The 12,282-nt window shown below is 50.1% G+C and carries 11 protein-coding genes and 1 other RNA gene; 10 read left to right on the forward strand and 2 right to left on the reverse strand.

The window, feature by feature from the left end:
• Both GAC_RS01145 and GAC_RS01150 read right to left on the reverse strand, forming a co-directional pair.
• Positions 1-1,081 (reverse strand): adenylosuccinate synthase (locus GAC_RS01145; RefSeq protein WP_035018000.1); only part of this gene is annotated, 1,081 nt, incomplete at its 3' end.
• 350 nt (positions 1,082-1,431) lie between these two features.
• Positions 1,432-2,142, reverse strand: a complete 711-nt coding sequence (locus tag GAC_RS01150) for an OmpA family protein (RefSeq protein ID WP_010265113.1) — start codon at positions 2,140-2,142, stop codon at positions 1,432-1,434.
• A gap of 265 nt (positions 2,143-2,407) precedes the next feature.
• Here GAC_RS01150 and GAC_RS01155 point away from each other — a divergent pair, with 265 nt between their 5' ends.
• From GAC_RS01155 to ssrS, 10 genes are all read left to right on the forward strand, one after another.
• Positions 2,408-3,892, forward strand: coding sequence for a gluzincin family metallopeptidase (locus GAC_RS01155; RefSeq protein ID WP_010267939.1), 1,485 nt, complete (start codon positions 2,408-2,410; stop codon positions 3,890-3,892).
• An 18-nt stretch (positions 3,893-3,910) separates the two neighbouring features.
• Complete coding sequence (tkt, locus tag GAC_RS01160; RefSeq protein ID WP_010270301.1) at positions 3,911-5,893, forward strand: transketolase; 1,983 nt, start codon at positions 3,911-3,913, stop codon at positions 5,891-5,893.
• Between the two features lie 17 nt (positions 5,894-5,910).
• Entirely contained in the window at positions 5,911-6,165 is a 255-nt protein-coding gene (locus tag GAC_RS01165) for a monovalent cation/H+ antiporter complex subunit F (protein ID WP_010267937.1), read from the forward strand.
• A 6-nt stretch (positions 6,166-6,171) separates the two neighbouring features.
• The gene (locus tag GAC_RS01170; protein ID WP_010265105.1) at positions 6,172-6,471 is read left to right on the forward strand and encodes a monovalent cation/H(+) antiporter subunit G; all 300 of its coding nucleotides are present in this window, start codon (positions 6,172-6,174) and stop codon (positions 6,469-6,471) included.
• Positions 6,472-7,041, forward strand: coding sequence for a DUF4040 domain-containing protein (locus tag GAC_RS01175; protein WP_010267936.1), 570 nt, complete (start codon positions 6,472-6,474; stop codon positions 7,039-7,041).
• On the forward strand, positions 7,016-7,474 hold the full coding sequence (locus tag GAC_RS01180) for a Na(+)/H(+) antiporter subunit B (RefSeq protein ID WP_010265097.1): 459 nt from the start codon (positions 7,016-7,018) through the stop codon (positions 7,472-7,474). The genes GAC_RS01175 and GAC_RS01180 overlap by 26 nt, the downstream gene beginning before the upstream one ends.
• Before the next feature lie 87 nt (positions 7,475-7,561).
• Positions 7,562-7,888 carry a cation:proton antiporter subunit C gene (locus GAC_RS01185; RefSeq protein WP_010265092.1) on the forward strand — a complete coding sequence of 109 codons (327 nt, stop codon included), beginning with the start codon at positions 7,562-7,564 and terminating at the stop codon, positions 7,886-7,888.
• A 94-nt stretch (positions 7,889-7,982) separates the two neighbouring features.
• Positions 7,983-9,842: an Rne/Rng family ribonuclease gene (locus GAC_RS01190; RefSeq protein ID WP_010267933.1), complete on the forward strand. Its 1,860-nt coding sequence runs from the start codon at positions 7,983-7,985 to the stop codon at positions 9,840-9,842.
• 211 nt (positions 9,843-10,053) lie between these two features.
• Positions 10,054-11,979: a molecular chaperone DnaK gene (gene dnaK, locus GAC_RS01195; protein WP_010265084.1), complete on the forward strand. Its 1,926-nt coding sequence runs from the start codon at positions 10,054-10,056 to the stop codon at positions 11,977-11,979.
• Between the two features lie 44 nt (positions 11,980-12,023).
• Positions 12,024-12,181, forward strand: a non-coding RNA gene (gene ssrS / locus GAC_RS05370) — 6S RNA.
• Positions 12,182-12,282 lie beyond the last annotated feature (101 nt).

Raw genomic sequence — 12,282 nt, forward strand, 5'->3', positions numbered from 1 at the left:
ATGCGGCGGGTAAGTAGTCGTATGATTCCTCGCCGCATCTGTATTTTGTGCATACTTTGATCTCATCAATTGTGTCTAGTACGTCTAGTTTGGTTATTACCATCTCAGATGCGCCGGAGGATAGGGCTGCTTGCCGCACAGACACTGCATCAAACCAGCCGCACCTTCTTACGCGGTTGGTCACAGTGCCCACTTCCCTGCCACGCTCGAACATGGCGTCGCCAACCGTTCCGGTTTGCTCTGTAGCAAAAGGTCCATTGCCAACCCTTGTGGTGTAGGCCTTTGCAAGCCCGAGAACTCGCATGTCCCCGAGAGCGCCGACCCCGCATCCCACCCGCACATAGCCCGCCACTGTGTTACTGGACGTTACATATGGATATGTCCCATGGTCGATATCAAGCAACGCGCCCTGCGCACCTTCGAATAACACGGTTTTACCTTGCTTAATTAGGCTGACGATGATCTCTGGCACAGGCTTCATAAAGGGTAAGACCTTCGGGGCAATCTGCGTCAACTCATCCATGATCTCATGCGGGGTGACCTCCCGTCGGTTTGTGGCCCTTCTTAGCAGATTGTGGTAAGACAGCAAGCACAGCACTTTGTCATAAAGTGATGTTTCGTCCAGTAAGTCACACAGTCTTATGGCTCTTCTGCCGACTTTGTCCTCATAGCACGGACCAATCCCCATGCACGTTGTGCCTATGGATTCGTTTCCGCGCATTTCTTCCATTATAGAATCCGCGTCCCTATGCACGCTAAGAACCAACGGGCACGATTCAGACAGGCACAGGCTGTCAGGGTCAAGAAATATGCCGCTGTCTTTGAGGCTGTCTACCTCCCGAACGAGCGCGTACGGATCCAGCGCAACCCCGCTGCCTATCATGGATAGCTTGTTTTGCCGCAATACGGATGTTGGCAGAAGGCTTAGTTTGTACACTCTCCCATCTGCAACCACTGTGTGTCCAGCGTTGTTCCCTCCCTGGAACCGCACAACGGCATCGGCGCTCACAGACAGCCAATCTACAATCTTGCCCTTGCCCTCATCTCCCCACTGCAGTCCCACTACCACTATGCTCGCCATCTGATGCCCATGAAAATTCCTGGCCAAGCTAGCAAAATAAAGAAATAGTGTCAACACTGTTCAGTGCAACACCACCAACCCCGTAAAAAGTGCTCACAACGCACTAAAGCCCACTGAGCCGCGAACTACGATGACTGCGTACCCAGCAGCCGGCCGCACAACAGCCGACCACACCGCCCACGCGGAGCAGGCACCCAGCTGATCAATCTCGCGCTCAGCAGCGGAAACCAACTCTAAGGCACGTTCCAAGAACAAAAGCTGCACGGACCAAGCCTCAGGTTGAGTGTGGCCACCGATGTGTCAACGCAAACCACGAGCGGCAAGTGCGGCCAGGCCGTGCAGTTTCAGTACTATTCAGGCGCGACCACTCCTGCCGAAGAATCCTGTGCCACTTCCGGCGCCTCCTCCGCCGCTTCCTCGGACACCACCCCTTCTTCAGGCGCCGCTTCTTCGGATGCTATCCCCTCTGAGGAATCGTCGACGGGATTTTCGTCAGAAACTTCGCTGCTACCGACATCATCTTGCTTAGCCGCGCTCCTACCAAAGCTGAACGGCCACTTGATAGCCATTTTTTTCTTGGGAGATACCGAGTGCTGACACTCCACGATTAGTACAACCCTTCGGTTTTGGGCATGCGCCTTCTCCGCTTCTTTGAAGTCGCTTGAATATACCAGAACCTCTGGTTCCGCCTTACCCCTGGATTGAGTAGATATTCTAGGGGATAGCGACCTGTCGCACCCTAGTATGAACTCCTTAACAGCATTTGCCCTTCTCTCACCCAGCGCCAGGTTGTACTCTTCCGTTCCCCTGGAGTCTGTATGGCCGATAATCAGCAGGGTGGACCTCTTGTCCGCCTTCATTCTTTCTACCAGGCCCAGCAGCACCTTCTTGCCAGAACCCTTTATTTCGTACTTGTTGAAGTCAAAATAAACCTTTTCTACCCTCCCAGCGCTAAAAGGCACGCCGACAATGTCCATCCCGACCTTTTCCTTGCTGAAAAGACCACAACCTGTCACGGCAAACGATGCCAAGAAGCACAGAGCTAACCAACGATGCAGCATAGTAAAAACCTCCCCTACACTAAAGATCCAGCTGCGATAACCACTGAAGAACCCCACTGCGCAAAATCATTGCTCAAAACCGAGTCAAGTCAAGAAAAATAATTTGCCTCACGTGGTTTATTTGTTATAGCTTTCGCCGCGATGTATGGTAAATTTAGCGCATGTCTGCCTAACTGACGGCGGTCTCCTAAGTTGTTTTTGGGTGTGTCTTAGTGGGCCGGTCTCATCCCGGGTGTTGTGTGCGCGAGTTTCGGTTGTTGTGCGTATGAAGCATTATAAATTTTTGGAGCAGGTATTTGCTAAGGTGTGCCACGTCATCGGTGTGGTTAGGGTTCTCTACGCTGATGACTCTGATTCTGATTCTAAAATCAGCAGAATCTGCACTCTGAGGGAGGTGGTGCAGGAAATCGTAGACAGTGAGGCGGTTGCGGAGTCCATCGATTTTGCGCTTGCAAACAAGGGGCAGTTGGGAGATTGGGAGGTTGCGAACCTCCATTGCATGAACAGAATGTACAAGCGCCTCAGGGGGTTACCGATCGATCTAGTGAGTGGCCTGGTAAAGGCCAGGGTCGCCTGCAGGATGAAATGGATGTTGTTTTGCCAGGGGAATGAACCCGCGCGCAGCGTGCTAGAATGCCTTGCTGATGTTGTAAGGCTATCCTCAGAAGCGGCTGCCATGAAGGTTGAGGATTTGGGAGCTGCGAGCAAGTACGACGTCATGCTCGGTGCTTACGATGGGGATCTTACCACCAAGAAAATGGATGAGGTCTTTACCGATATGGGGGCGTTTTTCCGGCAATTTGCTGGTGAGGTTATAAACAGGCAAAGCAGTAGTGAGGCTCATCCCGCGAAGACTGTCGCTAGTGACAAGCAAATGGCCCTTTGCAGACACATAGCTAGTGCTGTTGGGGGAGGGCTTCTCGAGGCTATGTGCTCACACAGAAAGATGGATTTGTTAAGCGAGGAAGGGGTTGCGAGCAGCGTTAAGAGAAGCGCTGATGACTATGGAGAATGCGACTACAGGCTTGCTTTGAGGGATGTGCTGGAGAATGTTGGGAAGTTTTTATATTGTTCGAACCTACCCCAGAAGTGGAAACATCAACCAGTTGGTGGCTGCCCGGGCAGCATGATGTACGAGGCCCAAGGGCTGCTAATGTCTCGTCACCTACTAAGAGACAGGGGGTTTATCTCATTTATCCTTCCAGCAATGAAGAAGCTTCTCTCTATTAGGGGGAAAGCAGCCGATGTTGACAACATATATGCTCACCTTACCGAGGTTCAGCCCAATATGCTGCTAGAGAAGTCAGATGAAGTAAGTTCCCTTGCGCACGTAATGCTGCGGTATGCACTGGAGAAGGAAATAATAAACGACGACTTGAAAGTCAGCGAGTTGCCGGATGCCTGGGCCCAGGGCATGAAATACTACTTCGATTCTGTGCCCTCTGATGACAAAGAGGGGTTCATGCAGGACGATTACTGGGTCAGTGGGATTTTTGGCTATGTGCCTTGCAGGGTAGTGTCATCAGTTGCGGCGTCGCAGATTTTTGCTGCGATTAAAAACAGCAAGGTAGACGTTTGTGGCGGGGTGGAAAATGGTGACTTTTCCGGTGTTGTCGGCTGGCTTAACAAGCACATATATTCCCACGGCGGAAGATACAGCAGCACCACTCTGCTGAAGAAGATTACTGGGAAGAGAGTCGATGTGGATTCGTACAAGAATTACCTCATCGGCAGGTATCTCAGCATGTAGGCTGCCCGGGAATTCTTGATGGGACGTGAATCATATCAAATTATGGCGAAAGCGGTTAGGCTGCTGTCCGTAGATGCCATACAAAATGCTGCCTCAGGGCATCCGGGAATGCCACTGGGTATGGCCGATGTTGCCACTGTGCTGTTTTCAAAGTTTTTGCGGTTCAGCGTGAACCATCCGTCGTGGTTCGATAGAGACAGGCTAGTTCTCTCCAACGGGCACGGGTCCATGCTCATGTACTCAATAATGCATCTGGTTGGATATATTGGGATTGATGATATCAAGCGTTTCCGGCAGCTGCATTCAATAACTCCCGGTCATCCGGAATATGGTTGCACTACAGGTGTTGAGGTAACCACTGGGCCACTGGGCCAGGGCCTTGGGTGCGCCGTGGGTCTTGCTATTGCTGAGCGCATGTTCTCCCAGAAATTTGGCGATGATCTTATAAATCACCACACATACGCCATAGTTGGGGACGGCTGCTTGATGGAGGGAATCAGCCACGAAGCTGCTTCTCTAGCCGGGCACCTGGGCCTAGATCACCTAATTGTCTTGTTTGATGATAATGGCATCTCGATAGATGGGAGTACCAGCTTGGCGACCTCTGACGACGTACGTGCAAGGTTTTCCGCCTATGGGTGGGATGTCTTGGAGGTTGACGGGCATGATTTTGGCGAGATTGAACAAGCAATTGGTGCAGCTAGGGAGTCTAGGGGCAAACCGTCCATAATTTGTTGCAAGACAGTCATAGGTAAGTTTATGCCCCCCAAGGCGGGTACTTCTGCGGCGCACAGCTGGCCGTTTTCCCCTGAAGATGCTCAAGAGTTTCGGAATGCCATAGGATGGGAAGGTGAGAAGTTCGAAATTCCCGAGGAAGCCAAGGCCTTATGGCGTAAAGTTAGAGCAAGAGCTGAGCTGGAATGCGAGCTTTGGATGAAGAAATTTGCTGGTTGCGCAAAGGCTGAGGTGCTTAACGCAATACTTTCAGATGGTGTACCAAACAGCGTCATAGATGAGCTTGATACCCTGAAAAACACCCTTTGTGAAACGCGCCCTGCTGAGGCGACCAGAAAATCCTTCGGCAGAGTTTTAGAATTCTTGGCGATGAGGGTGAACAAGCTCGTCGGGGGGTCCTCCGATCTCACTTCCTCCAATAACACCAAGGTACCCTGCATGGGGGTGGTAAGCTCCAAAAATTTTGACGCATCCTACGTGCATTATGGGGTGAGAGAGCACGCGATGGCCGCGTGTATGAACGGCATGGCGCTCCATGGGGGCATAATACCCTACGGCGGGACATTTCTAGTTTTTTCTGACTATTGTAGACCTGCTATAAGACTGTCTGCATTGATGAGAGTGCAGGTCATATATGTAATGACTCACGACTCCATAGGTGTAGGGGAGGATGGCCCCACCCATCAGCCCGTGGAACACCTCGCTTCCCTGCGTTCCATACCCAACCTGTACGTTTTCAGACCTGCGGATGCTGTTGAGGTTTTGGAATGCTGGGAGATGGCCCTGAAGCTCACCAAGTCACCATCGCTGTTTGCGTTGTCAAGGCAGAGCGTAGGCTTCAGTCGCGCGTGCTATTCCCACAATAACCTTGCCAGCAGGGGTGCGTACATAATACGCGAGCATGAGGGGGATTTTAGGGTTACTATCTTTTCTACGGGTTCCGAAGTGGGCGTGGCACTGGGTGCTAGGGAAATTCTTCAAGATCAGGGAATCGGCACCAGAGTGGTTTCCATGCCTTGCTGGCGAATATTTGACGAACAAGACGAAGAGTATATTGCAAGTTTGCTGGGGAACGGCAGCCTAAAAGTGGCTGTGGAGGCGGCTTGTTCTCTGGGGTGGCATAAGTACATAGGTGAAAAGGGCGTATTTATGGGGCTTGACAGGTTTGGTGCATCAGGTAAGTGTGAGGATTTGTACAGGCATTTTGGGATCACGAAGGAAAATGTAGCCGGTACAATTTTGGCTAAGTTGCGTTCTGGGGTATAGTTACTTGGGAGTGGGCTATGCTTGTTTTCTCAGTTTTCGTGCTGGTTGCGTGTATGTTCGCAATGCTATATAAGGTCATTACGTCGAGGTTCGTGGGTGACAAAATACTTGCAGCTAGCGCGTTTAATACCTTTGGTGTAGTGCTGATTGTAGCTTTGGGCGTCCTTACAGATGCTCAGGCGTTTTTTGTTGATGTATCTCTGGTGTATGCATGCATTGGGCTCGTGTCTGCCATAGGGTTTTCCAAATTTTTCGCGTCTAATCGGGGGTAGGTATTTATGTTGCCACTGTTAGGTATGATGACGCTGGGTGCCGGGCTGTTCTTTATGGTAATAGCCACTGTTGGGGTCTTCCGACTCCCCGGTCTTCGTTATAGGGTTCATGCTGTGGGGGTTGCGGACTCCGTCGGGGTAGCGCTTGTGCTGTGTGGTTTAACCATGCAGTGCGGTTTTTCCGTATTTACAGTAAAGATGTTTGTGCTAATTGTACTATTATGGATTACCTCAACAACCGCATGTAACGCCATTGCAAGTTCCGTAATGCCCTGGTGCGAGAGTGATGATAAAGATGGTGGTTAGATGCACTTGGATGTGGGTATAGCCGTAAACTGGATGCTCCTGCCACTGTTGGTGGCGTCAGCAGCAGCGGTTGCGTTATGTGAGGGTGTGTTTGTGAACACTATTGTGATGTGCACGTTTAGCCTCACCATGGCAGCTGCATACCTAGTAATGGCTGCACCTGATGTTGCTATAACAGAAGCGGCGGTTGGCGCAGGGCTCAGCACCGCGCTGACTCTCGTTGTGCTTTCCCGTCTTGGGTATGTAGGAGGCAGCAAGGTTGGTTATGTGTGGAACGACTGCAGTGCGATTAGAATCCTCTTGGCCGCATCGATCGCACTGTCTATGTTTTTGGCGTTGGTGGGTGCAGTTTTAGATCTGCCCGAGTTTGGTGACGCAACTTCCCCAGCGAATATCCAAACAGCCGCCTACTTCGAGCATACAAGCCGTTATGTAGGCATTCCTAACGTAGTTACTGCAATTTTGGCGAGTTTTCGTGGCTACGACACCATGTGTGAGGTGCTGGTTGTGTTCACGGCCGCCATGTGTGTATCGTTGTTGCTGGATGGGGGAGGTAAGAAAAGTGCCTAAGGGGAAGTACGTTTTTCCGGGTAGCAATCCTGCGTTGCGTAGCGCAGTGACTATAATGCTTCCGGTGATGATATTGTATGGTCTGTACGTGCAGATTCACGGTGATTACAGCCCAGGAGGTGGATTTCAGGGTGGAGTTATAGTAGCCTCTGCACTGGTTTTGTATCACATGGTGTTCGGAGAAGCGCAAATATCTAGGGTTGTGTCTGCTTCTTTCCCGCGGGTGATGAGTGCAACGGGATTTCTGTTGTATGTAGCCACAGGTGCCATATCCATGATTGCCGGAAAGAGTTTTCTTTCCTACTTTTTTGCAATGTTCGATGCTGTTTCCGAACAGAAACTTGGTATATTCGTCGTCGAATTGGGTGTTGGTTTAACGGTGTGTGGCTCTATGGTGAGCATTTATTTTGACTTTGCATCACGGGAAAAATAGATATACACTGACTGCGCGGCCTCGTGAGCTTGTGTGTTGTGTGGTGAGGTCGTTGTTGGGGGTGTGTACAGCACAGGGGGGAGCTGAGTGTTCTTCTTTTTACTGCATGTGAACCATGTGGCGGCGGCCCTGTTGATGGCAGTTGGCTTGTTTACTGTAGTGGTGACTAACAATCGTTTGAAGAAGCTAATGGGCTTGGGCATTTTTCAGTCTTCCGTGTTGCTGTTCTACATTTCCTTGGGATATGTAAGAGGTGCTAAGGTGCCCATACTTTCTGGGCAGGCAGGGGAGACGTTATATAGCAACCCGCTGCCCAGTGTTTTGATGCTTACCGCTATAGTGGTAGGCGTGGCCACCATGGCTGTTGGGCTTGCTATGGTCATGAGGATAGAAGCGAAGTCCAACGCGACTTGAGGATTTTTATTCGCAGCGCCGAGGTGTTGCATGTGTTAGTTTCGTGGTGCTTTGGGTGGCCTTTGGGGTGTTTTGTGAATTGGTGTGAGGTTCTGTGTCTAATGATAACAGCGGGAAGAGAATACTGGTTGATGCCGCGTATGTTGATGAGATAAGAGTTGCGGTACTTGATGACGGTAAGGTAGTTGAGTTTGATCAGGAGTTAAAGGATAGGAAGCAGCTGCGTGGCAACGTGTACTATGCGGTCGTGAAGCGCATAGAACCGTCATTGCAGGCTGTGTTCATAGAATACGGGATAAGCAAACACGGGTTTTTGCCGTTCTCTGAAATCTCGGTTGAGCACTACCAACTGCCCGCAGAGGAGAAAGAAGCTCTTCTGCAGAGCATGTACGGCGATGGTCAGGAGCACGAAGGGTTGGCCGAGGCCGATGGGGCTGCTGCGCCGCTGCCCGATGATGGCCCTGTAGACGCCTGTAAACCCCAACTAGATGATCGCTCTGGTAAGAGGGATGCATCCTCCAAGGCTAGGTCGAAGTCTTCGTTACACAAGTTGTACAAGATTCAGGATGTGATAAAAGTGGACCAGAAACTTATGGTCCAGATCATAAAGGAAGAGCGAGGAAACAAGTGCGCAACGTTTTCCACGTACATCGCGCTCGTGGGCAGATATTGCATTTTTATGCCGAATGCAGGCAACAAGAATAGTGGGATATCGCGGCGTATTGAGGATTGTGATGACCGGAAGAATCTGAAAGAGGTGCTAAATTCTATCAAGCTTCCCAAGGAATCCGGGGTCATAATCAGAACAGCTGGTAGCAACAGAAGCCAAAAAGAGATAGAGCAAGATTTGTCTTATTTACAATCCACGTGGCAGGAGATACGCGATAACTGCGAGAAAGTAGAACCCCCTGCGCTCCTGTATGTTGAGGCTAACATAATCAAGAGAGCGCTTAGGGATTTTTGTGACGAGACGATCCACGACGTTGTTGTTTCCGGCAGCAGGGCGTTTAGCCTCGTGAAAGAGTACGCGAAATCCATGTTTAGGAACAAACTACGGGTTCGGATGTACAAGGGCAGCGTGCCAATTTTTACTCATTACAGGGTTGATGCACAAATACTTGAGTTGTACAGCGACAAGATTTTCCTTCCATCTGGGGGATATCTAGTCATCACCCCGACCGAGGCGTTGGTCTCTATAGATGTAAACTCGGGCAAGATGACCGGCGAGGATAGCATAGAAGAGACTGCGTACAAAACCAATATGGAGGCCGTCAAAGAGATTGCGCGGCAGGTGAACTTGCGCGGGCTATCTGGCCTCATAGTCATTGACTTCATAGACATGCTCAGATACAGGTACTGCAGGGCCGTCGAAGCCGAGGTTAGGGAGGCGTTTAAGAACGACAAAGCGAAGGTGCAGTTTGGGTACATAAGTGCTTTTGGTCTTATGGAAATTTCCAGACAGCGGGTAAAGCAAAGTATACTGGATACCAATACGGTCCAATGCGCGCATTGCAGAGGTGTTGGTAGGGTTAGGTCGTTTGAGTCTGTTGCCGCAGACATGCTTAGAGACGTGCGGTGCTTTGCCCATAAAAATCGTGAGAAGATAATTTCAGTTTTGGCTGATCCTGGGGTTTTGACCTATCTATTTAATCATAAGCGTAAACATATTTGGGCCATAGAGGGCGAATTCAAGGTTCTCATAAGGCTGGGTGTAAGTGAGAATCCAGGTGCTGCAGGTTTTAGCATTCATGCGGAGAAGGGGTATAGCACGGCTCTAAGTGAAGAGCTTATGGGGCCGCCTGAAGCCCAACCGGAGCTTGCAGAGAGCAAAGCAGACAATGCTGAGATTGCAAATGTGCAAGAAACTGTCCAAGAGGCGTTTGTTGGGGTCAAAAAGCCTGACGGAACTTGGGTCAAGAAATGGTTGTCCCGCATGTTTGCGGACATACGCTAGAGTATGTGCCAGTTTTTTCCGCACCCTATCGCAGCGCCACAAAATGTGCTGTCCTCACTGGCTGCGTCGTACAATGGCCGGATTATGTGCTTTGGGCCGGGTCCTCGTATATTTTTTATCTTGCTGCAGGGGTAGGGGTTGTAATTTAAGACTTTGGTGACTATATCTACCGTATCTGGTTTTTGTAAGTATTGTTTTAGTGGGGGTAATCATGGCGGCTGAGCGCATCATAGGCATAGATCTGGGTACTACGAATTCTTGCGTTGCTGTTATGGAGGCGGGCACCGCGAAAGTTATCGAAAACAGTGAAGGCTCAAGAACTACTCCGTCGGTTGTTGCCTTTACTGAAAATGAGCGGCTTGTGGGTGAGCTTGCTAAGCGTCAAGCGAACATCAATGCCCAAAATACGATATACGCTAGCAAGAGGATAATAGGCCGTAGATACGACGATATGCGGGACGTCAAGTGTCCTTACGAAGTATTTCCAGCAAAAAACGGGGATGCGTGGATACGGGCCAGGGGTGAGGGGTACTCTCCAGTGCAGATTGGCGCATTCGTCCTGGAAAAGATAAAAGAAACTGCAGAGAGATATTTCGGGGCTCCAGTAAAGAAGGCCGTGATTACCGTGCCCGCGTATTTTAACGATGCGCAACGTCAGGCCACTAAAGATGCCGGAACGATTGCCGGTTTAGACGTTGTGAGAATTATCAATGAGCCCACTGCTGCTGCGCTGGCCTACGGTTTGGATAAGGGCGACAAGCAGCGGACAATTGTTGTGTACGACCTTGGTGGCGGAACTTTTGATGTTTCTGTGCTTGAAATAGCTGAGGGTGTATTTGAGGTAAAAGCCACAAATGGTGACACAAAGCTAGGTGGTGAGGACTTTGACAACGCCGTTATGGAACACATGATGGAGAGTTTCAAACAAGAAACCGGAATAGATCTGCACAATGACCCGATGGCTGTTCAGAGGATCAAAGAAGCTGCGGAAAAAGCGAAGATTGAGCTTTCTAGCAGGCTGGAAACAGATATAACCTTACCTTTCATATCTAGCGATAGTACGGGCGCAAAGCACCTTAGTCTGAAACTCACGAGAGCCAAATTTGAAGGGCTAGTAAGCGAATTGATCGAGCGTACCATAGAACCCTGCAAGAAGGCTTTGGATGATGCGGGTATTAAAGACACTAGCAAGATAGATGAGGTGGTGCTAGTCGGTGGGATGACTAGAATGCCCAAGGTAATTCAGAGAGTTAAAGATTTCTTCGGAGGGAAGGAGCCCTGCAAAGGAGTGAACCCTGACGAGGTAGTAGCAATTGGTGCTGCGATACAGGGTGGAATACTTACAGGCGATGTGAGAGATGTCTTGTTGCTGGATGTTGCGCCGCTGTCGCTCGGTATCGAAACCCTGGGTGGAGTTTTTACCCCTCTCATTGAACGTAATACTACAATTCCTACTAAGAAGTCTCAGGTGTTTTCCACTGCGGAGGATGGGCAAACTGCTGTGACTATCAAGGTTTACCAGGGTGAGCGAAAAATGGCGGTAGACAACAAGCTGCTAGGCCAGTTCAGCCTGGAGGGGATTCCTTCGGCTCCTCGGGGCATTCCGCAGATTGAAGTCACGTTCGACATAGACGCCAACGGTATAGTACACGTTTCTGCAAAGGATAAAGCTTCCGGGAAGGAGCAGACCATTAAGATACAGTCTTCTGGTGGGCTAAGCGAAGAGGAAATCAAGAAGATGGTCCAAGACGCCCAAGACAGAGCCGAAGAGGATGAGAAGCGTAAGAAGCGCGTGGAACTTAAGAATAGCGCTGAGGCCCTGATACATTCCACTGAGAAGTCGCTCAATGACTATGGGGACAAGATTTCTAGTGCTGATAAGTCGGGCATCGAGGCTGCAATAAAGGAGCTCAGGGAGTGCTTGAGCAACGATGATAGCAGTAGTGACGTTATTCAGCAGAAGTATGATGCCCTAATGCAGCTTTCCATGAAGTTGGGTGAGGCGGCGTATTCCGCTCAGAAAGACTCAGGTACTTCTACTGATAGCACTGCAAGCGACACTTCCGGAAATCCGGAGGAGAGGGTGGTAGATTCGGAATACCAGGAAATTAAGAAGGACGACGAAGACAAGAAGTAGGTATTTATATATTGATCTGTCTTACCTGTTCTGTATAATCTGTGGGGGTTCTGCGTTGTACGTGTAGGTTGGAAGTTCCTCGAGCCCGTTTTGTTTTTAGAGGGGGCCGTCACTGTCAACACAAAGGAGGTTGTTATATGGCACCCACCTTAGCTTTAGTCTCAGGACACTAATAAAGCATTGCGGCAAAGGCGGATCCCCCACCCTTTCGTGAGTTACACCCAGTATGCCTGTTTGGTGGAATCGGTTCGCTGGAGAGGAGGCTCTGGCATTTTCTGCGGAGCAGTTATTCTCCATCGTGTT

Source organism: Anaplasma marginale str. Florida (assembly GCF_000215485.1).
GTDB lineage: Bacteria > Pseudomonadota > Alphaproteobacteria > Rickettsiales > Anaplasmataceae > Anaplasma > Anaplasma marginale.